This window comes from Campylobacter sp. 7477a, from assembly GCF_014892335.1.
In the GTDB taxonomy this organism is placed as follows: Bacteria; Campylobacterota; Campylobacteria; order Campylobacterales; family Campylobacteraceae; genus Campylobacter_A; species Campylobacter_A californiensis.
The window spans coordinates 23,226-43,055 of the sequence record NZ_JADBJH010000002.1 but is presented as its reverse complement, the minus strand read 5'-3'; the positions used below and the strand labels follow the sequence as shown (position 1 = coordinate 43,055).

The following is a 19,830-nucleotide window of genomic DNA, read 5'->3' as shown; positions in this document are numbered from 1 at the left end:
TATCAATTACTTATTTTTAAAATTTACGTAAAATCGCACTTACCGTTTAACTAAAAATAAGGAAATTAAATGAGCAAAGAATTACAAATGTTTTGTCATCAGTGTGAAATGAGTATGGATAATGGCTGTGGCTCAAAGGGTCAGCCTATGGGAACCTGTGGCAAAGACGCGACTTTGGCACGCTTGCAAGATACAATGGTTTTTGGGCTAAAAGGACTTAGTGCATATCGCCATCATGCCGCAGAGCTAGGCGCTGATACAAACAATGTTGACCGCGTTATGGCTGATACGCTTTATTTTACGCTAACAAACTCAAATTTTAATTTTAATGAACATATTAAACAACTCCTTGCCGTAGGAAGCGCCGGAGTTGAATGCATGAACCTACTAAGTGAGGCTCATACGGCAAAATTTGGAGTACCGACACCAGTAAAAGTTAGTCAAAACAAGGTTGAAGGCAAAGCGATACTTGTAAGCGGTCACAACCTAAGAGCGCTTGAATTACTACTAAAACAAACCGACGGCAAAGGCATAAATATCTATACTCACTCAGAAATGCTTCCTGCACACGGCTATCCTGAACTTCGCAAATACTCCCACTTAAAAGGCAATGTCGGCAAGGCATGGTTTGATCAGACTAAACTTTTTAATGAATTTAAAGGTGCGATCTTGATGACAACCAATTGTATCGTGCCACTTCGCTCAAACTGCACATACCAAGAGCGTTTGTTTGGCTACCAAATAGCCGGCACAAACGGCATAGCGCAGATAGAAAATGACGACTTTGCGCCTCTCATAGAGTGTGCGCTTGCTTGCGGTGACGTAAGTGGATTTGACAGTGATGATACGCTAGTAACAGGAGCACATTATAAGACGATTTTAGGTTTAGCGCCACAAATTTTAGATGCCATAAACACTGGTAAAATTCGCCGTTTCTTTGTGATAGCAGGTTGTGACGCGCCTGGCAAAGGACGTGAATACTACCGTGAGTTGGCTCAAAATTTACCAAGTGATTGCGTGATACTAACATCAAGCTGTGGCAAATTTAGATTTAATGACATTGACTTTGGTCTAGTGCCAGGCACTCAAGTCCCACGCTACCTCGATCTTGGTCAGTGCAACGACAGTAACGGAGCGGTTAAGATAGCTATCGCCTTAAGCGAAGCAACAGGTATCGCCATAAACGATCTGCCGATATCTATCGTACTTATGTGGATGGAGCAAAAAGCGGTAATAATCCTACTCGCGTTATTTAGCCTGGGTGTAAAAAATATAAATATAGGACCAAGTGTGCCACAGTTTTTTAACGAAGCGATAGTAAATTTCTTGGTTGAGAATTTTAATCTTCGCCTAATTAGCGGTAATGCGAAAGCAGACATGAAATTTTTCCTTGGCGAGGGAGAGGATCCTAATAAAATAAAAGCATAAGCACAAAGCGGATGGAGAGCAGATCTCTGTCCGAAAATTTAAAAAAGCGAATCTTGAATTTCGCTTTCGCTTAATAAATTTAAAATTTCACTCTTTTGAGACAAAACAAGCATATAGCGGAAATTTTTAAGCTCTTTTACCTCATATAAATTTTCAAACCTCACAGCATTATCAACCTGCAACAAGCTATCTTTTGGCAAACATATAACGACTTCTGAAGGATCAAAATTTTTCTTTAGATACAAGGCTTCGATGGCAAAAAGCTCTTCGTCATTTTCAATAATTATCGCGCGAAAACTTGATCCAAATGGCGCTTGATGGAAATTTTTATCTATAAAAATAGGCTCAAAATGCCCAAGCGAGCGAGTATCATTTAGCTTAAAAGAGATATTGTTTTGTTTAAGATAATGAAGCAGTCCGCATAAAGCTCCGATAAAAACACGAGGTATATTTAAATTTTGATAATAAACATCATCGCATATCATCGTAGTAAAAAATATCGAGCTAGGATTTAACGCTTGTGCTTTAATATCGGTCCAAACAGTATCATAAAGCGGAGTTATGCGCTGTAAAATTCGAATTTCATCTCCAAAAAAGATGTCACCGTTTTTTGACGACATGATCTTGTAAAACAATTCGGTTAAATTTTTTGGTATGATAGCTGCATTTTTACCAAGGCTAGAATGTTCCAAAATAGCCATTTGCACAGCATTTACCGAGCAAAATTTCAAATTCTTATGTGTAGCTTCAAACCGCATAAGTCTAATAAGAGCAGTTTGAAAATTATCTACTTTAATGTATGCTATCTCAGTATCGCTAGGCGTTATCTCCTCGTCGCTTATAACAGCATATGCACCGTGTTTTACGGCTAATTCTATCTCTTTTTGGTCTGCATCAACAGCCATAAAGGCAAAACCACGCTTAACGTTTTTTGCCTCGAAAGCAAAACCTAAAACGCTAGAAACGCTAGGCTTATTTAGTGTTTGTCCGTTGATAAGACGAACCAAATTTTCTATTGTCATTAGCCTACTATCGAGCCGTTTTTAACTTTTGCATCGGTGCTAAGAAGCGAGAGAGAGCCATCTTCTGCGCTTAAGATCATGCCTTGAGAGACGTATTTTTTCATCATAGTTCTCTCTTTTAAATTTGCTAACACACAAACTTGTCTACCAACAAGCGTGCTCGGATCGTAAAATTTAGCTATGCCTGATAAAATTTGACGCGGTTTTTCCTCGCCCAAGTCTATTTGAAATTTAAGCAGCTTATCACTTCCTTCGACCTTTTCGCACTCAAGCACAGTTCCTACTTTTATAACGATCTTTTTAAAATCATCAATCGTAATAATGCTTTCATCACAGCCATCTTTTGGCTCTTCTTTTAAAGCAGCTTCAGGCTCACTCGGTCTTGCCATAAGCTCTGTTTCTATGCGAGGAAACAGCGGTTGCGTAGGTTTGGCTATAAAATTTAAAAGCTCATTTTGTAAAATTATTTTATTATAAATTTCAGTTGAAATTTCAAAACCTAAAGCCTGCGCTATCTTATCGCAAGTATGCGGCATAGCAGGACTTAGTATCACTGCTATTTTAGCAAGCAAATTCGCACAAAGAGCAACGAGAGTGTTTGCCTCTTCGCTCTTTCCTGCTTTTATCATGGCCCATGGCTCATACTTGGCAACGGCACCGTTTGCAAGCGCTACAACTTTCCATATCTCTTCTAAGTAGCGATTTGTCGCAAAATTTTCTAAATTTTCAATAGCATTTTTAAGGTACTCGTGCGCTTCGTTTAGCTCGGCTTCGTAAAATTTAGCAGTTTGCATGGAGTTGATTTTATACTCGCTATACTTTGAGCTCATGCCGATTATTCTACTCAAAAGGTTACCAAGTCCGTTTCCAAGCTCGGAATTTATCCGCTCGATTAGAGCCTTTTGACTAAAGTCGCCATCTTGACCAAATGGAACTTCACGAAGTAAAAAATATCTAAAATTTTCAAGACCGTAAGCACTTGCTACCTCGTGAGGATTTACGACATTGCCTTTGCTTTTACTCATTTTCTCACCATCTCTCGTCCACCAACCATGCGCTGCGACATGTTTTGGCAAAGGGAGATTTAAGCTCATCAAAAACGCCGGCCAGTAAATCGCGTGAAAGCGCAAAATATCTTTTCCGACGATATGAGTAGTATCTTGCCAAAATTCCATTTTGTCATCGCCGCGAGTGTAGCCAAGAGTGGTTAGATAGTTTAAAAGTGCATCAAGCCAAACATACATAACATGCTTTGGATCGTTTGAACTTGCGGGTAGTTTTATACCCCAGTCAAAACTTGTGCGTGTTATAGAAAGATCTTTAAGCCCGCCTTTTACAAAGCTAATTACCTCGTTTTTCTTTCCTTTTGGCATTATACAACGTTCATTTTCTTCATACCATTTAATAAGCGCATCTTGGTATTTTGATAGTTTAAAAAAGTAGCTCTCCTCTTTTACAATGCTTGTTTTGCGTCCGCAATCAGGACAGCACTCCTCATCAACAAGCTGTGTTTGCGTAAAAAACGTCTCACAGCTAACGCAATAAAACCCCTCATACTCACCCTTGTAAATGTCGCCGTTTTTTTGCATTTTTTCAAAGGCATTTTGCACGGTAAGTTTGTGATCGGCATCTGTTGTGCGGATAAAATGATCATAACTTATCTCAAATTCATCCCACAACGAGCGAAATTTGCCGCTTATCTCATCAGCATACTCTTGCGGTGTTTTATTACGAACAAGGGCTGCTTGCTCGATCTTTTGCCCGTGCTCATCAGTCCCTGTCATAAAAAATGTATCATATCCTTGCAAACGCCTAAAGCGTGCTAAAGTATCGGCTATTATAGTGGTGTAAGCGTGTCCTATATGAGGGACGTCATTTACATAATAAATCGGTGTGGTTATATATTTTTTTTCTTTCATTATTTATTCCTTTAAATTTAAAAATCAAATCCGCCTTCGTCGGTATCGCTTTTTGACATCGATTTATAAGCACTATCCACATAATTTTTTCGCGTTTCACATTCAAAAAATTCACTACATTTCATGCAGCTCATCAAACCCTTTTGACTTTGGCATGAAAGTAAAATTTCAGAATACTGCTTTAAGGCAAGTTCAAATTTGTCAAGATTTTGCGAGGATTCACTCATTTTGCTTACTCATAAAATTTATGCATAAGATTTATCTCAAATTTAGAGCCGAAAAAGCAAGGTGTAGTCTGGTGAGTTTTACTTATCGTTATATCAAACAGACTATCGTTTATACCATTACTTGTTGCTCCGCCGGCATTTTCATATATAAATGCAAAAGGTAGCACTTCAAAAAGCACTCTAAGCTTACCATTTGGCGCGTCGCTGGTTGCAGGGTAGCTAAAAAGACCGCCGCCTTTTAATAAAATTTGATGCAAGTCGCTAACCATGGCTCCTGAGTAGCGAAGTCTGTGACCTTGTAAAAATAGCTCTCTTATAAATTTAATATGCTTCTCGCTCCAGCCTTTTTGCGTGGCCCCGGTAGCATTTAGCTTACCTTTTTCGTTTAGTTTTAATTCTTTTACAAATTTAAACTCTCCGTCTTTTGCCAGCCTATAAAGAGATGGTAAAGAGCCCTTTTTGTCATTTATCACAAGCTCTAAGCGAGGACCATATATGCTATAAACGGCAGCAACTAAATTTTGAGGATTTAACTCGTTTTCATAAATTCCAAATATCGAGCCGACAGCGAAATTTACATCAACAAGACTTGAGCCGTCAAGCGGATCATAAGCGATTATATATTTTGAATTTTCGTTTAAATTTAAAGCATCGTCTTTTTCTTCACTAACCAATGCTTTTACACACTCTAGCTCTTTAAATTTCGCGGTGATGATCTCATCGCTTAAAACATCAAGCTTTAGCTGCGTATCGCCGGTAGCGTTCTCATGCGCCGTATAGCCTAGATCGGCATACTTTATCTCTTCGCTAATGCGTATCACTACTTCTTTTATAGCCTTAAAAATTTGCTCTAATTGTGTCATTATACAGCCTTTGCATGTTTTAATATCCACGCGCAAATCGCGTCTATATCGTCTAAATTTATATTTTCTATTTTATAATTTAAATCAGTTTTGTAACTAGCTATGGCGTCTGAAAAGCCAAGATAGCTTTCATCAATCTCATCTTTAAAAATGCTAATACGAGGAAGAGGAAGCGTTTTTAAGCCTTCAACAAGCAGTATATCAAACTCTCCGATCATCTTTATAACATCATCAAGATCAGACTTATCTTTGCTAAAATACGTCGTTCTTGTTGGGCTAAGCACCACAACATCAGCTCCTGTCTGGCTAAATTTAAAGCTATCTTTACCTTCTACGTCAAAACAAGCCTTGTCGCCCGGATCGTGCTTGATAACTACGCATTTTAGGTTTTGCTTGATAAAATTTTCTAAAACTTTTAAGATTGTTGTAGTTTTGCCGCTATTTGATGGACCGGAAAACGCGATAGCAAGTCGTTTCATTGTCGCCTTTTTGTACTTTTTCACGTGATTATAGCTAAATTTGGCTTTAAATTTAATGAGTGATTATAAAATAAAATGCTAAAATACGATTAAATTTAAAAGGCAAAATATGAAAAAAACTATAATATTTTTATGTCTCGCACTATTTTTTATCGGCTGTTATGATAAAAAAATCGTAGTCCACGAACCGCTTAAAAACGAACTTTTGGCTTATACAAGCAAGGCTGAGATCATAGACGAGCAAAACCACATTTTAATCATAGCAACCTACCTAAACCCGATCTATCAAAGTAAAATTTCAATCAACAACGAAGAAAAATTTCTAGTAGCCGTAAGTCCTAAAGAAAACGCCATAAATTTAACAAGTATAAAAGTAAATAACGACGCAAACACAATCGTGGCAAGAGAGCTTGAGCCAAGTGACGAGCTCTTAGAACTTGCAGGATTTAACATGCCTTGGGCCGGGTATTATGAAATTTCATCGCCCACAAAAGATAGTGACAACCTAAAACTTACTTTCGAAATTTATCCGTCAAATCAGGTAGAGTTAGACTTTCGAAAAGTGTCGAAATCTTTATACTGGAACCCATAAGCGAGCGGTAAATAACATAGTTTGAAAGCACTTTTTTACCGTAATTTCTAGTTTCTGTCACAGGAACTAACTCGAGCGATAAAAATGGCTCGTATCTGCCCTCTTTAAACATATCATCCCTAGTTATAAGCTTTTTAGTAAAACCTATGCCGCCGTTATAGGCATAAGCAATAAAAAGTGGATGATATAGAAATTTCTCAAGATAGTTTAAGTGGTGATTTGCAAAACGATAGGCGATATCCGGCTTAAACATGTCATCTTGATCAAAATTTTTTATCTTTAACTCTTTTTTACCGATAGCATTAGCAAGAAACGGCATAAACTGCATAGTTCCTAGCGCATAAGAAGTTGAAATCACAGCCGGGATAAAAAGGCTCTCTTGCCTAGCAAGTGCGAATATAAGCGACTTTCTTGCTATATTTACATCCTCAAGCTCCACACTTTTTGGCATCACAAAATACTGCTCATCCCAACCGTTTGCCATCTGCATAAAGTATGCATATGCACCAAGACTTTCATTTGTATAAAATTTTTTTGCGTATTCTTGTAGCTGCTGTGGTGTCATATTTTTAGCTTTTAAAACAGTTTCTTGCCATAAAAACGGATCGCTGACGTCAAAACCGCTTATTTTTTGCTTGTTTGGTTTAGGGACGATAACTTCAAGCGGCTCGCTTTTGATAAAATCCCTAGCGTATAACGAGTAGATATTTGCATCTTTGCTCTTTGAAAGCTGGGTTAAAAACTCATCATCTCTTGTTACAAGATACAGCCAGTGCGTTGCATTATCTTTTTGCCACTGCCTCTCAAAGCTGTCTTTTGCGCGTGTAAAAAATTTAATCGCACTCTTTTCATCATTAAGCGTGACAGCGTTTAAAGCTAAAAAAAATGCGTCGTTTTGCGAAGTCTTTTCGGGGGTTATTTTTAGGAAATTTTGCCTAAATTTATCAAATTTTCTCTCCAAAACAAGCGAATTTAAAAATGCCGAAAAGCCCTTTTCGTCATAAAGCTTATCCATGAATTCAGCCGAGAATTTCTGCGAGAAAAGCTCCTCTTTTTTATCTTGTTCGCTTGCGTTAAAAAGTGCCATAAAATGTGCTGTTAAAAATTTATCCGCAAATTTTTTTGCAGGATTTTTTTGATTTAGGATATTTAGAATTTCAGCCTTGTTTGGATGAGTTTGAGCAAGATTTTGTGCTATTTGCTCGCGTGTTTGAGGAGAGAGCTTTAGGCTAAAGGCTATCGTTGTTCGAATATTTTGACAAGTAGCGTTTGCATCAAGGATATTTTTAACGCCCACACCATTACAAGGATCTTCTTTTTGAGCAGGCGGTAAAATTTTATCGATATTTTTTTGAACCAAGCCACTTTTACGAAAAACATCGTTTGAAAGATCCAAAATTTGCTTTTTTGTGTAATTTCCGTCGTTGATAAGACGGTTTATATAGTAGTCTTTTGCAAAACCTTTTGGTTTGCCTTTTAGCTCCTCATAACTTAAAATTTTTGCGTCTAAACAGAGCAAAAACAGAGCAAATACACTAAATAGACGAAGCAAATTCAAGCAAAAGCCTTACTAAAAACAGATCCAAAAACTGAAGTGCAAGTAAAATAATAATCGGAGCTATATCAATACCTCCAAAAACAGTCGGTATAAAACGTCTAACAAAGGCATAAGCCGGCTCGGTTACCCTGTAAAGTAGCTGGACAATTTGATTATATGGGTCAGGTCTTACCCAGCTTACTATCGCAGCTGTGATTATGACCCAGATGTAGATGTTTATAACCGTATGCAAGATCGTGGCTATCGCCGAAATAAAGGTTGAAACTATCATTTTGCTATCTCTTTTAAATTTGTTTTTATAAGCGGATAGAGCTCGCTAAGCTCCGGCCCATGCAGTTCACCTGTTAAGAGCGCGCGTAAAGGCATGAAAAATTTCTTACCCTTTAGACCGCTTGATTGCATTAGCTCGTTTTTAAACTCATCATACGTTTGGCAATCTTTTAAAATTTTAATACTATTTTTTAAAATCTCAAACTCATCTTCGTATTCGCTAGGTGCGACTTTTTGACTGAAAATTTTTTCTATCTTTTCTTTTATCTCAGGCAACAAAGAGCTCTCTTGGGTGTAAAATTTAATAAGCTCCGCCCTGTTTTCGTCAAGTCCGGTAAGCTCGCTCAAGCGTTTTGGCGATGCGAGTTTTATATGCTCGCGATTAACGTGTTTTAGCATATTCATATCAAATTTAGCAGGAGAGCGTGAAATTTTACTTATATCAAACCACTGCGCCGCTTGTGTAATGGTAAAAATTTCAACCGGAGTTTTGTTGCCAAGCAAGATAAGATAGTTAGCTATAGCTTCTGGCATAAATCCGCTTTGAAGCATCCATTTAACACTACTTGCGTCATCGCGCTTGCTCATCTTTTTACCTTCTTCGTTTAAGATAATAGGCAAGTGCGCATAGTTCATCGTCTGCGTATAGCCAAGTCCATCACGTATAAGGTCTTGTTTTGGGGTATTGCTCACGTGATCTTCGCCACGTATAACAAATGTCACTCCCTCAAGCATATCATCAACCGCGCAAGCAAAGTTATAAGTAGGCGTCTTATCGGCTCTCATAATGACAAAACTATCTACCGCTTCGGGTTCAAAACTAAGTTCGCCCTTTATAGCATCTGTAAATTTCATCGTGTTTTTTGGCTTTTTCATACGTATGACAAACGGCTTTTCGCAAGCTAAGACTTCCTCATCACTCATGCGCTCACAAGTGCCATCATATCTGTATGCCCTGCCCTCGTTTTTAGCCTGCTCCTTTTTTGCTTCAAGCTCTTCTTGCGTGCAAAAACAAGCAAAAGCCTTTTTGTCTATGAGAAGTTTTGAAGCTAACTGTCGATGGAATTTTAAATTTTCGCTTTGTATATAAATTTGTTTTGGCGTTATGCCAAATTTTGCTAAAATTTCTACGATCTCTTTCTCCTTACCGTCAATATTTCGTTCATTGTCAGTGTCTTCTATGCGAAGTATAAACCCGCTTTTATCTTGCAAAGAGCAGATGTAGTTAAATATCGCTGCGCGTAGATTTCCTATATGCATATCACCCGTTGGTGACGGAGCAAAACGATACATTTATAGTCTTCCTTACATTAAATTTATAACGGAGATTATATCATCTGCTTAATAAATTTAAAGTTAGATTTTTTCTTTTAGACGTTATAAAGTAAATTTTAAATACAATCCCTAATTCTTAAAAAACAAAGGAGACAAAGATGAGTTTCATTAAGGAATTTAAAGAATTCGCGATGCGTGGAAACGTCATCGATATGGCAGTCGGTGTTGTCATCGGCGGAGCGTTTGGAAAGATCGTTTCGTCATTAGTTAGTGATGTTATCATGCCTGTTGTAGGCGTTTTAACTGGGGGAGTAAATTTTACAGACTTTAAAATCACACTAAAAGAAGCGGTTGATCAAGCGCCTGCGGTCACGATAAACTACGGAAATTTTATCCAAACTGCGGTTGATTTCTTGATCATTGCATTTTGTATTTTTTGTGCTATTAAAGCTTTAAATTCGCTAAAACGCAAAGAAGAGCCGGCGCCAGAAGCTCCTGCTAGCGTGCCTGCCGACATCGAACTTTTAACACAAATTCGCGACCTACTTAAAAAATAATCCCTTTTGAAGAGCTTAGTCTCTTCAAAATTTCACTCTCATTAAGTTTAAATCACTAAAATATCCTCAAAATAAATTTCGGAGAGATAAGGTGCTAGATAAAATTTCCATATTTAAAAACCTAAGCAAAGAGCAACTAGAAGAGCTTGAGGAGATAACTTTAGTCAAAAAATATAAAAAAGGCGAATTTTTATTTATCGAAGGCGAGGAGCCAAAATGGCTCATATATCTACTTAGCGGTTCAATAAAACTTTACAAAACGACACAAAACGGAAAAGAAATTTTTCTTCATCAACTGCCACCTATGAATTTTGTTGCGGAGATGGTAAATTTTGAAAATATACCGTATCCTGCAAGTGCGATATTTGTGGTATCTGGCGAAGTTTTAAAGATAGATTACGAAAAATTTAAAGCCAAATTTTTAAATGATCCAAAAATTTGCATGAATTTAATAAAATCAATGTCCGAAAAGCTAAGGATCACAAGTAATTTACTCCATCAAGAGTTAATTTTAAACTCTGAGGCAAAGGTTGCTAAATTTATACTGATGCACGAAGATTTATTTAATGAATTAAAACATACAAAAATCGCATCCATCTTAAACATAACCCCGGAAACGTTCTCAAGAATTTTAAATAAATTTAAAACATTGGAGATAATAAAACTTAGCGAAAAGAACGAAATACTCGAGAAAAATGTAGATAAGCTAACGGAGATTTATTCGTTCTGATAGTTAATATCAAATAAATATTAATTGATCTACATCAAGAGTTTTTTATTTAATTTATGATAATATCCATTTAAAATTTATTAAAAACTTAAACAAATTAAATGAGTTTATTAATAAAAGCTAGGAGGATATTTTGGCAAACGTTAAAAAGAAATTTTTTGTTTGGTCTTCGGTTGTTATCGGTATAGTCGTAGGTCTTATAGCCTCGATGGGAATTTCCGATGCACTACACGCAACCGGAAGCGGCTTTGTTTGCACTATGTGTCACACTATGGATCCTATGAATGCCGCATATCATGAAGACGTACACGGGGGAAATAACAAACTTGGCATAAAAGCTGAATGTTCAGCCTGTCACCTTGACCACACAAGTGCTTATACCTATGTCTTAACAAAAATCAAAGTCTCGATCAATGACGGATATAAAACGTTTTTTACAGATACAGACAAGATCGACTGGCGTAAAAAACGCGAACACGCTTCGCATTTTACATACGACAGTGGTTGTTTAACCTGTCACTCTAACCTAAAAGATGTTATAACCTCAGGTCCATCATTTTTACCACACCGCGATTATTTTGTACTCGGAAACAAAGCCGAAAAAAGCTGTGTTGATTGCCATAAAAATGTAGGACATAAAAATTTAGGCTTTCACATTGATAAATTTGAAGCAAAAAAATTAGAAGATAAAACCAAATAAGGAGGAAAGAGATGTTTAAAAAAGTCGCTATATTACTAGCCTTTGTCGCATCTGTTGCTTTTGCAAACACTGATGCGAATCAAAGCTCTGACGTCAAGATAAACCTTGTTAAAAATATCAAGGTAAATCACAAAATGACTAAAGAGTCAAAAGCCTGTGTTGAATGCCACGCAGAAAAAACACCCGGTATCGTTGCTGACTGGAAAGAAAGTCGCCACGCCCACGTTGGTGTTAGCTGTATGGACTGCCACGCTGTAAACGCTGACAACCCAATGGCTTCTGTAGAGGTTCACCCAAAAGGTTCAGATACACACGTTTCTATGCTAGTTAGCCCGAAAACCTGTGCTAAATGCCACGAAGACGCATACAAAGAGTATACTCAAAGTGGCCACGCTAGAGGCGGTATGCAGATGTATGCCAACCCTGCAATGGTTAAACTAATGTATCACTACGAGGGTGCCGATCATCCTGAGTTCAAAATGTCTCCGGATATTACAGGTTGTGCGCAATGCCACGGCTCTATCATCAAACTTGATGCTAACCACAAGCCAACACCTGAAACATACCCTAACTACGGTATAGCAAACGTATATCCTGACGGAAGCGTAGGCGGTTGTAAATCTTGCCATACTATGCATAAATTTAGCATAGCTGAAGCCAGAAAACCTGCGGCTTGTGCATCTTGCCACCTTGGACCTGATCATCCGGATATTGAGATTTTTAACAACTCAAAACACGGTCATATCTATAACGCAGAGGGTCATACATGGAAATACGACGCAGCTCCTGATACTTGGGACGTACCTGACTTTAGAGCTCCAACTTGTGCGGCTTGCCACATGAGCGGCGTAGGCGAAACAAGCATGACTCACAACGTTTCTAAACGTCTAAAATGGAACTTATGGGCTCCAAGAACAGAGCTAAGAACAGGCGGATACGATAAAGCTGTAGAGACATTTGAAAAAACAGGCAAAATAAACGTAGGAACACCACTTGCCGGACACCCTGAGGGTCCTGAGGCTGCAAGAGCCGAAATGAAACAAGTATGTAAAGCTTGCCATACAACACATAATACAGAGAACTTCTTTATTATGGCTGATAAGCATATCCAACTTTACAACGTATACTACGATGAAGCCAAGAAAATGCTTGACGATCTAAAAGCTAAAAATTTATTGCTTGATGATATGTGGGCTGATGAATTCCAAGATGTGTTCTATCACCTATGGCATCACGAAGGTCGTCGTATGAGACAAGGTGCTGCGATGAATGCGCCTGACTATGCTCACTGGCATGGTGTATTTGAGGTCAAAAACGACATCAGAAAACTTCGCAAAATCTACAAAGAGAGAATCGAAACCGGCAAGGTTCATTAAGATACTCTTCTAGTAACAGGGCGGAACTTTCCGCCCTTTTTAAATTTCATCTAATTTTTATTCATATTTTTCTTATGTAATCTTTCATTTAAATTTAACTTCTGGAAAACAAATGGGTTTATTGCGTATTATTATCGGCGGTATTATTTTCTCCGCACTTATAAATTTATACTCTTACAAACGTTTTGTAAAAAATATCGGCTTTTTAAGGCCTTACTTGCGTTATATTCGTATCTTTTTTTATGTTATTTCGATACTTGAATTTGGCTTTGTTTTACAAATTATATTTCATTTCTTTAACATTGAAATGTATATTTTTACAGGAACTCTTATAGGATTTTCGCTATTTTTGTTTGCCGTAAGCGTTATCTACGATATTCTAAGAGTGCTGTTTAAAAAAACAAAATTTGACTCAAATAGGCGCAAATTTATAAAGCTTTGCTTTGATTTAACATTTTTCATACTGCTTTTTAGCTACTTTTTTAAAGGCATGTTTAACGCCCTAACTCCACCTGTGATACGTCACACACAAATAAAGCTTAAAAATTTAAAAGAGCCTATGCGTATAGCTATGATTACAGATGTTCATATAGGAGAATTTTTACAGAAAGAATTTTTAGCATCGCTTGTTTATCAGATAAACAGCACAAAACCAGATCTTGTCGTGATAGTTGGTGATATGATAGATTTTAGCAGCGAGCACATCGGAGACTTTTTAGATCCATTAAAGGACATAAAGTCAAAACATGGTATCTTTTATGTCCCTGGAAATCACGAGTATTATCACGGGATAGATGGAATTTTAGCAAAGATAAGTCAAACAGGAGTTAAAATTTTAGGCAACGCAAACATCAAAATAGATGGGATAAATTTAGCCGGTGTTTATGATATAGCAGGTTTTAGGTTTAAACATTTGGAGCCTGATTTAGACAAGGCGCTAGAGGGCACGGATAAAAATTTACCAACCGTCCTACTCTCACACCAGCCAAAATTTATAAAAACAATGGCGCAAGATGTTGATCTAGTGCTTTGCGGGCACACGCACGCAGGGCAAATTTTTCCTTTTCAAGCCCTTGTGCTTATCGATCAAGGCTATCTGCACGGGCTATACACGCATAATGACAAAATGCAAGTTTATGTTAGCTCGGGAGCCGGCTTTTGGGGTCCGCCTGTTAGAATATTTGCTCAAAGCGAGATCGCGGTTCTTGACTTAAAGCCCGACTTGTAGATCCTTAAGGCTTTGGTTTAAGAACGAAATGATAAAATAAAAAGCTTAAATTTAAATTCGGAGACGATGATGAACTTTGATAAGAATTTTTCCAAAATATTTGGCATAATAGGCGGCTTAAAGCTACCGAAATTTATACAAAATTTCATAAACAACCAATACGTTAAATTTTTTAACATTAACATGAGTGAATTTGAAAAACCTGAAAAATACAATAGCCTAAACGAACTTTTCACGCGTTCACTACTTTTGCCTCGTAAATTTGACGAAGACGAACAAATCTTCATAAGTCCTTGCGACGGCACATGTTTAAGCTCGGGAAGCACAAGCCAGGGCATGGCATTTAGCGTTAAAGGTATGAAATACAGCCTAAAAGAGCTTCTTGGAACAGCCATAAGCAACAAAGAGCTAAGTCTCCAGTATGACTTTGCAAACATCTACCTTAGCCCACGCGACTATCACCATTATCACGCTCCTTGTGATATGCAAATTTTATCAGCCACATATATCCCGGGTAAGCTTTATAGCGTGGCTAGAAGCTGGCTAAAAAAAGTAGACGAACTTTATGCCAAAAACGAACGCGTTGCCTTAAAATGCAAAATACGAGATAATAAAATTTTATGGCTTGTATTTGTAGGTGCACTAAATGTCGGCAAGATGAAATTTAGCTTTGATGAGCGTATACAAACAAATGCCAAGGCGGACTTTACACAAATTTACGGTTATGAAAATTTATATGTTAAAAAAGGCGAAAGGCTTGGAAATTTCGAGCTTGGTTCAACCATCTTGATTATTGGTGAAAAAGACGCGATAGAGTATAATTTATTTGAAGAAAAAGAGCTAAAATTTGGAGATAGTATAGGTATAATCAAGTAAATTAAAATATGTCGATTTAGATTGCAATACCGCTAAAAGCAAAGGCATAAAACGCAGATAAGTGATCTAAACGACATTCGTCTTAAAACCTAAAACCACAAAGCATTAAAAATTCAAACCAAATTCATAATCCAAAATTTAAAAGCACTATCGCACTAAAAACAAATCAAACAACCAAAACCAACAGTTTAAGCACTGACACAGACGATATAAAAAGCAGTTACAAAAGCTACAACAGAAGCTAAATAAGATAAGAAAACAAATAGCACAACTTGCACATAAAAAGATAAAACATCAACACAAAAGCTTATATATCTAAATGCAGCTCAATCAAATATAATAAGAGCATAAGCCTACAGCCAAGCTTATGCAAAGCATGAAAATTTAGCACGGCATAAAAGCAAGAAGCTACCTTTATGCTCTTTGTTTTATACCAAAAATATCTTGTAAATTTTTACAAAAGTCCTCTAAAAAATATCCCATCGCACCATAAAATTTACTCTGCGCTTTAGCTTTTATGTCTTGGCTTAGGGCCGTAGCATAAGGTAAGAAAAAGCCGGTTAAAAACACTTTTAAAATTTTCTCCAAGTTTTCGTTTAGTTCGTTTTTTAGCACAGCAGCGATAAAAACAAGCTGGTTTGATATACTATCTACTTCACCCATTTTAGGAGTAAAATTTATGCTTTTATAAAATTTAGACAGATCCTCATCAGCTGCGTTAAAATAATATCGCGCCTTAAAATACGGCTCTAAAATAACAAAATCATCACAAAGCGCCGCGCTACTTTCATTTTGTAAAAATTCGCTATAAAGTGCCGATCCTGCACGAGAAGCCTGCGTATCATTTTGCACGAGCCAAGTTTTTGACTTTTTTATCTGCATAAACTGCGTTACATCTAAAATTTTGTTAAAATGATTAGCCAACGCGATAGCTAAAACACCATAAATTTCACCAACTCTCACATTTAACCTCTGAATTTTAAAAATCTAAGTCTAATTGAATTTAACACAACCGTAACCGAACTAAAACACATAGCTATGGCGCCGTATATTGGATTTAAAAGTAGTCCAAATACAGGATAAAGCACACCGGCAGCGATTGGGATACAAATGATATTGTACACAAAAGCCCAAAATAAATTTTCTTTTATCGTTCTCATCGTGCTTTTACCAAGCTCTATAACATGCAAAACGCTTCTTAAGTCATTTTTAACAAGCACGATATCTCCTGCGCCTTTTGCTATATCAGAGCCGGAGTTCATCGCTATGCCTACATCAGCTTGTTTTAGTGACGGAGAGTCGTTTATACCATCTCCGACAAAGATAACCCTGCCTTGCTTTCCAAGCTGTGATATAAGCTCAAATTTATCGCTTGGAAGCGCATTTGCATAATACTCATCAACACCAAGTGCAAGAGCTGATGCACTAACCACGCTCTCATTATCACCAGAGAGCATTACGGTTTTTATGCCGTGTTCTTTTAGTGTCGAGATAACATGCACACTCTCGTCTCTTAGCTCATCGCCAAGAGTTATAAAGCCTGCAAATTTTTGATCTATCGCAACAAGTATAATTCCGCTTCCGTCTTTTACGATCTCAGCCATCTCGGCTCTTTGCTGCGCATCTATCTCTATACCTTCACCTCTTAAAAGTTTTTCGTTGCCTACGATGACCGAATTTTCATCATCATAGTATGCCACACCGTGACCTACTATGGTTTTAAAATTTCCGGTAAGTTTTTTTATTTTGATATTATTTTGTTTTGCGTATTCAACTACAGCCTTTGAAATAAGGTGTTCGCTTAAATTTTCCACGCAAGCTACAAGAGATAGATGATGCTCGCTTAAAGAGTGCTTTTTAACGGCAATTTTACCCTTGCTAAGCGTTCCTGTTTTATCAAAAACAGCAAATTTTACATCTTTGATAATCTCTAATACTTCTGGATTTTTAATCAAAATTCCACCCTTTGCACCACGTGCTAATGCAGATATTATCCCTATAGGAGTAGCAAGCCCAAGGGCGCAAGGACAAGAGATGATCAGCACACAAATCGCATTTGAGATAGCGTAATCAAAATTTTTACCAACTAGATACCAAACTAAAAATGTAGCAATAGAGATCAAAATAACGCTTGGCACGAAAATATTTGCCACACGATCTGCAAGTCTGGAAATAGGCATTTTTTTAGTGCTTGCATCGCTTAAAAGAGCTACGATCTGCGAAAGAAGCGTTTGAGTAGGTTTTTTGGCGGTTTTTATACTAAGATAACCGTTTGTATTTAACGTCCCGGCAAATACATTATCGCCAACCGCCCTATAAACAGGCAAGCTCTCTCCTGTTAACATCGAGGTGTCTATCTCGGCTCCGCCTTGCACGATAACACCGTCACACGGGATGTTATATCCGCTTTTAACGACTACGATATCGCCGATATTTAGCTCATTTATATCAACTTGTATATTTTGACCGTCAGGCTTTATCACAAGTGCGATTTTTGGTGAAATTTTAAGCAATGTTTTTAGATAATCCCCCGCTTTTGCCTTTGAACGCTCCTCTAAATACTTACCCAAAAGCACAAAAGAGATTATCATAGCAGAGCCTGAAACATACATGTTTCTAAGATCGCTAGGTAGAAAGTCTGGAAATAAAAATACAAATAACGAATACAAAAATGCGCTTGCCGTGCCAAGTGCCACAAGGACGTTCATGTCGTAATTTTTATTTCTCACGGCACCCCAAGCATGGACGTAAAAGCCTCGTCCGCTAAAGCAAAGAACAAATAACGCAAGCAAGATCATGGCTAAATTTATAATAAAACTAGTCTCACCAAACATTTCAAGCACCATAATGACGGCGCTTATAACTATGGCTGCTATAAAACGGTCTCGCAAAGAGGCTATATGGCGCTTTCGTTTTTGCTCAAATTCATCAGCGCCAAAAGCGATGTCGTATCCTAATTTTTTTATCTTGTTTTCAAGTAGGGTCTGCACCTGGGCGTTTGATACTTCAAATTCACCCAAGCCATTTGCAAAATTTACCTTTGCAAAGCTTACTCCTTCGATCTTTTTAGCAACTCTTTCAATTGCATTTGAGCAATTTACGCAAGTCATTCCTGCTATATTTAGCTTAATTTTTTGCATTAAATTTCTTCTATAACACCAAATCCCAAATCGCTCATTTCCGATTTAAAATTTGCAACTTTTTCATCTGAAATTTCAAGACTAACCACTCTAGGCTCAACGCTTAAATCAACTTCAATCACTCCAAAATCATCCTCTAGTGCATTTTTTATAGTATTTGCACAATTAGAACAATGAACGTTTTCAACTTTAAATTTTCTCATATTATCTCCTTAATCAAATGGTTGTACTCATGACCGTAAATCATCTTTTTCTTATTAAATTTAAAACCCAAACTCTCATAAAACAGCAGTGTTTTTGGCTTATCTTCATCAACAATGAGTGAAATTTTACTAAAATTTCTCTCTTTTGCAACCTTGCAAACATATTCTATGAGCTTTGTGGCGATGCCCTGCCCTCTAAATTCTTTGCTAACGGCGATACTGTCGATATAAAACTCATCCTCTTCGCATTCGTTAGCAAGAGTAAATTTACTATTTTTGTTGCTATAGTTTTTTAAAATTTGAGCATCCAGCGACTCTAAATCACCGCCAAAATACACACAAATCGCACCTACGATTTCGTCTGAAATTTTAAAAACATAGACATTATTATAACTTACTCTGTTTACTTCACTTTGAAAAAATTTAACTAAAATTTCATCGCAAAGCAAGTCATTGTCGGTCCCCGCAAGATAATAAGCGGCATCCTCCATAGCAAGCCTAAGTAAGGCTATACATCTGCTTGCTTCTTCTTTTTTGGCTTTAAAAATCATTCGCAAATTATAAGCTTTTTAGCTTAAATTTTTTGCAAACACCGCATAAATCTCACTCTTTTTAAGTAAGCCTTTTGTATAATATGGCTTTTTATTTTAAATATTCGCAAAGGAAACTTATGGGACGAGCATTTGAATACAGAAGAGCCGCCAAAGAAGCACGCTGGGATAAAATGAGCAAAGTTTTTCCAAAACTTGCCAAAGCTATCACTATCGCAGCTAAAGAGGGCGGAATAGACCCTGATATGAACCCAAAACTTCGTGCGGCTATCTCTGCGGCAAAAGCCGAGAATATGCCAAAAGACAACATAGACGCTGCTATAAAACGCGCAAACGGAAAAGATAGCACAGATATCAAAACTATATTTTACGACGGAAAAGCAGCACATGGAACACAAATCATCGTAGAGTGCGCTACGGATAACCCGACACGAACCGTGGCAAACGTCAAAGCGATATTTCACAAGAACGGAGGTGAAATTTTACCAAGCGGAAGTCTTAGTTTTATGTTTTCAAGAAAGAGCGTTTTTGAGCTTGAAAAACCTACCAAAGATATCGAAGAGCTTGAGCTTGAGTTGATTGATTTTGGGCTTGAAGAGATAGAACTTGAAGGTGAGTCACTTTATGTCTACGGCGACTATACAAGCTTTGGTACACTTAGCGAAGGTATAGAAAAGCTGGGGCTTGAAGTTAAAAAAGCAAGACTTGAATACATCCCTACATCAAGCATATCTTTAAACGAAGAAGAGATGTCTGAAGTAGAAAAACTTCTTGATAAGTTAGAAGATGATGATGACGTTCAAGCTGTTTATACAAATATAGAATAAATTTAAAAA

The 19,830-nt window shown here is 37.3% G+C and carries 21 protein-coding genes; 9 read left to right on the top strand and 12 right to left on the bottom strand.

Features of this window, described 5'->3' with window-relative positions:
* Positions 1-69 precede the first annotated feature (69 nt).
* Positions 70-1,428 (top strand): hydroxylamine reductase, encoded by a 1,359-nt coding sequence (gene hcp, locus CCAL5182_RS00930; protein WP_336610026.1) that lies wholly within the window; start codon positions 70-72, stop codon positions 1,426-1,428.
* A gap of 38 nt (positions 1,429-1,466) precedes the next feature.
* Here hcp and CCAL5182_RS00925 read toward each other — a convergent pair whose 3' ends face one another.
* Genes CCAL5182_RS00925 through mobB form a run of 5 tightly spaced genes read right to left on the bottom strand, consistent with a single transcriptional unit; the run spans position 1,467 to position 5,938 of the window.
* Positions 1,467-2,450, bottom strand: coding sequence for a ferrochelatase (locus CCAL5182_RS00925; protein ID WP_336610025.1), 984 nt, complete (start codon positions 2,448-2,450; stop codon positions 1,467-1,469).
* On the bottom strand, positions 2,450-4,369 hold the full coding sequence (gene metG / locus CCAL5182_RS00920; RefSeq protein ID WP_169936215.1) for a methionine--tRNA ligase: 1,920 nt from the start codon (positions 4,367-4,369) through the stop codon (positions 2,450-2,452). The genes CCAL5182_RS00925 and metG overlap by 1 nt, the downstream gene beginning before the upstream one ends.
* Before the next feature lie 17 nt (positions 4,370-4,386).
* Positions 4,387-4,596: a hypothetical protein gene (locus CCAL5182_RS00915; protein WP_169936213.1), complete on the bottom strand. Its 210-nt coding sequence runs from the start codon at positions 4,594-4,596 to the stop codon at positions 4,387-4,389.
* 5 nt (positions 4,597-4,601) lie between these two features.
* Entirely contained in the window at positions 4,602-5,459 is an 858-nt protein-coding gene (locus CCAL5182_RS00910; protein ID WP_169936211.1) for a class 1 fructose-bisphosphatase, read from the bottom strand.
* Entirely contained in the window at positions 5,459-5,938 is a 480-nt protein-coding gene (mobB, locus tag CCAL5182_RS00905) for a molybdopterin-guanine dinucleotide biosynthesis protein B (RefSeq protein ID WP_169936209.1), read from the bottom strand. The genes CCAL5182_RS00910 and mobB overlap by 1 nt, the downstream gene beginning before the upstream one ends.
* 109 nt (positions 5,939-6,047) lie before the next feature.
* Between mobB and CCAL5182_RS00900 the strand changes: the two genes are divergently transcribed.
* Entirely contained in the window at positions 6,048-6,530 is a 483-nt protein-coding gene (locus CCAL5182_RS00900) for a hypothetical protein (RefSeq protein ID WP_169936207.1), read from the top strand.
* On the opposite strand, the gene CCAL5182_RS00895 is transcribed toward CCAL5182_RS00900, so the two are convergent.
* The 3 genes from CCAL5182_RS00895 to gltX are packed head-to-tail and all read right to left on the bottom strand — an operon-like array spanning position 6,451 to position 9,651.
* Positions 6,451-8,088, bottom strand: a complete 1,638-nt coding sequence (locus tag CCAL5182_RS00895; protein ID WP_336610024.1) for a lytic transglycosylase domain-containing protein — start codon at positions 8,086-8,088, stop codon at positions 6,451-6,453. The two genes, CCAL5182_RS00900 and CCAL5182_RS00895, sit on opposite strands and share 80 nt — an antisense overlap.
* Entirely contained in the window at positions 8,066-8,359 is a 294-nt protein-coding gene (locus tag CCAL5182_RS00890; protein WP_336610023.1) for a YggT family protein, read from the bottom strand. Before CCAL5182_RS00890 ends, CCAL5182_RS00895 begins: the two co-directional genes overlap by 23 nt.
* Positions 8,356-9,651 carry a glutamate--tRNA ligase gene (gene gltX, locus CCAL5182_RS00885; protein WP_169936201.1) on the bottom strand — a complete coding sequence of 432 codons (1,296 nt, stop codon included), beginning with the start codon at positions 9,649-9,651 and terminating at the stop codon, positions 8,356-8,358. Before gltX ends, CCAL5182_RS00890 begins: the two co-directional genes overlap by 4 nt.
* A gap of 140 nt (positions 9,652-9,791) precedes the next feature.
* On the opposite strand from gltX, the gene mscL reads away from it, so the two are divergent.
* The 6 genes from mscL to CCAL5182_RS00855 all read left to right on the top strand — a co-directional run bounded on the left by mscL (position 9,792) and on the right by CCAL5182_RS00855 (position 15,100).
* Positions 9,792-10,190, top strand: coding sequence for a large-conductance mechanosensitive channel protein MscL (gene mscL / locus CCAL5182_RS00880; RefSeq protein WP_169936199.1), 399 nt, complete (start codon positions 9,792-9,794; stop codon positions 10,188-10,190).
* 91 nt (positions 10,191-10,281) lie between these two features.
* Positions 10,282-10,920 (top strand): Crp/Fnr family transcriptional regulator, encoded by a 639-nt coding sequence (locus CCAL5182_RS00875; RefSeq protein WP_336610022.1) that lies wholly within the window; start codon positions 10,282-10,284, stop codon positions 10,918-10,920.
* A 133-nt stretch (positions 10,921-11,053) separates the two neighbouring features.
* Positions 11,054-11,620 (top strand): cytochrome c3 family protein, encoded by a 567-nt coding sequence (locus CCAL5182_RS00870; protein ID WP_169972075.1) that lies wholly within the window; start codon positions 11,054-11,056, stop codon positions 11,618-11,620.
* 11 nt (positions 11,621-11,631) lie between these two features.
* On the top strand, positions 11,632-12,996 hold the full coding sequence (locus tag CCAL5182_RS00865; RefSeq protein ID WP_336610021.1) for a multiheme c-type cytochrome: 1,365 nt from the start codon (positions 11,632-11,634) through the stop codon (positions 12,994-12,996).
* Between the two features lie 112 nt (positions 12,997-13,108).
* Positions 13,109-14,224 (top strand): metallophosphoesterase, encoded by a 1,116-nt coding sequence (locus CCAL5182_RS00860; RefSeq protein WP_336610020.1) that lies wholly within the window; start codon positions 13,109-13,111, stop codon positions 14,222-14,224.
* Positions 14,225-14,293: 69 nt separating this feature from the next.
* Positions 14,294-15,100: a phosphatidylserine decarboxylase gene (locus CCAL5182_RS00855; RefSeq protein WP_169936190.1), complete on the top strand. Its 807-nt coding sequence runs from the start codon at positions 14,294-14,296 to the stop codon at positions 15,098-15,100.
* Positions 15,101-15,514: 414 nt separating this feature from the next.
* Here the strand turns inward: CCAL5182_RS00855 and CCAL5182_RS00850 are convergent, their stop codons facing one another.
* Genes CCAL5182_RS00850 through CCAL5182_RS00835 form a run of 4 tightly spaced genes read right to left on the bottom strand, consistent with a single transcriptional unit; the run spans position 15,515 to position 18,994 of the window.
* Positions 15,515-16,063, bottom strand: a complete 549-nt coding sequence (locus tag CCAL5182_RS00850; RefSeq protein WP_336610019.1) for a hypothetical protein — start codon at positions 16,061-16,063, stop codon at positions 15,515-15,517.
* A gap of 2 nt (positions 16,064-16,065) precedes the next feature.
* Complete coding sequence (locus CCAL5182_RS00845) at positions 16,066-18,240, bottom strand: heavy metal translocating P-type ATPase (RefSeq protein ID WP_336610018.1); 2,175 nt, start codon at positions 18,238-18,240, stop codon at positions 16,066-16,068.
* A complete protein-coding gene (locus CCAL5182_RS00840; protein WP_336610017.1) occupies positions 18,240-18,443 on the bottom strand; it encodes a heavy-metal-associated domain-containing protein in 204 nt (67 codons plus the stop codon). The genes CCAL5182_RS00845 and CCAL5182_RS00840 overlap by 1 nt, the downstream gene beginning before the upstream one ends.
* Positions 18,440-18,994 carry a GNAT family N-acetyltransferase gene (locus CCAL5182_RS00835; protein ID WP_336610075.1) on the bottom strand — a complete coding sequence of 185 codons (555 nt, stop codon included), beginning with the start codon at positions 18,992-18,994 and terminating at the stop codon, positions 18,440-18,442. Before CCAL5182_RS00835 ends, CCAL5182_RS00840 begins: the two co-directional genes overlap by 4 nt.
* A 119-nt stretch (positions 18,995-19,113) precedes the next feature.
* Here CCAL5182_RS00835 and CCAL5182_RS00830 point away from each other — a divergent pair, with 119 nt between their 5' ends.
* Entirely contained in the window at positions 19,114-19,821 is a 708-nt protein-coding gene (locus CCAL5182_RS00830; protein WP_336610016.1) for a YebC/PmpR family DNA-binding transcriptional regulator, read from the top strand.
* Positions 19,822-19,830: the final 9 nt, after the last annotated feature.

Excerpts from the sequence above, each read along its gene's own strand:
- hcp (WP_336610026.1), top strand. The coding sequence starts at position 70 with ATGAGCAAAGAATTACAAATGTTTTGTCATCAGTGTGAAATGAGTATG.
- CCAL5182_RS00925 (WP_336610025.1), bottom strand. The coding sequence starts at position 2,450 with ATGACAATAGAAAATTTGGTTCGTCTTATCAACGGACAAACACTAAAT.
- metG (WP_169936215.1), bottom strand. The coding sequence starts at position 4,369 with ATGAAAGAAAAAAAATATATAACCACACCGATTTATTATGTAAATGAC.
- CCAL5182_RS00915 (WP_169936213.1), bottom strand. The coding sequence starts at position 4,596 with ATGAGTGAATCCTCGCAAAATCTTGACAAATTTGAACTTGCCTTAAAG.
- CCAL5182_RS00910 (WP_169936211.1), bottom strand. The coding sequence starts at position 5,459 with ATGACACAATTAGAGCAAATTTTTAAGGCTATAAAAGAAGTAGTGATA.
- mobB (WP_169936209.1), bottom strand. The coding sequence starts at position 5,938 with ATGAAACGACTTGCTATCGCGTTTTCCGGTCCATCAAATAGCGGCAAA.
- CCAL5182_RS00900 (WP_169936207.1), top strand. The coding sequence starts at position 6,048 with ATGAAAAAAACTATAATATTTTTATGTCTCGCACTATTTTTTATCGGC.
- CCAL5182_RS00890 (WP_336610023.1), bottom strand. The coding sequence starts at position 8,359 with ATGATAGTTTCAACCTTTATTTCGGCGATAGCCACGATCTTGCATACG.
- gltX (WP_169936201.1), bottom strand. The coding sequence starts at position 9,651 with ATGTATCGTTTTGCTCCGTCACCAACGGGTGATATGCATATAGGAAAT.
- mscL (WP_169936199.1), top strand. The coding sequence starts at position 9,792 with ATGAGTTTCATTAAGGAATTTAAAGAATTCGCGATGCGTGGAAACGTC.
- CCAL5182_RS00865 (WP_336610021.1), top strand. The coding sequence starts at position 11,632 with ATGTTTAAAAAAGTCGCTATATTACTAGCCTTTGTCGCATCTGTTGCT.
- CCAL5182_RS00860 (WP_336610020.1), top strand. The coding sequence starts at position 13,109 with ATGGGTTTATTGCGTATTATTATCGGCGGTATTATTTTCTCCGCACTT.
- CCAL5182_RS00855 (WP_169936190.1), top strand. The coding sequence starts at position 14,294 with ATGAACTTTGATAAGAATTTTTCCAAAATATTTGGCATAATAGGCGGC.
- CCAL5182_RS00845 (WP_336610018.1), bottom strand. The coding sequence starts at position 18,240 with ATGCAAAAAATTAAGCTAAATATAGCAGGAATGACTTGCGTAAATTGC.
- CCAL5182_RS00840 (WP_336610017.1), bottom strand. The coding sequence starts at position 18,443 with ATGAGAAAATTTAAAGTTGAAAACGTTCATTGTTCTAATTGTGCAAAT.
- CCAL5182_RS00835 (WP_336610075.1), bottom strand. The coding sequence starts at position 18,994 with ATGATTTTTAAAGCCAAAAAAGAAGAAGCAAGCAGATGTATAGCCTTA.
- CCAL5182_RS00830 (WP_336610016.1), top strand. The coding sequence starts at position 19,114 with ATGGGACGAGCATTTGAATACAGAAGAGCCGCCAAAGAAGCACGCTGG.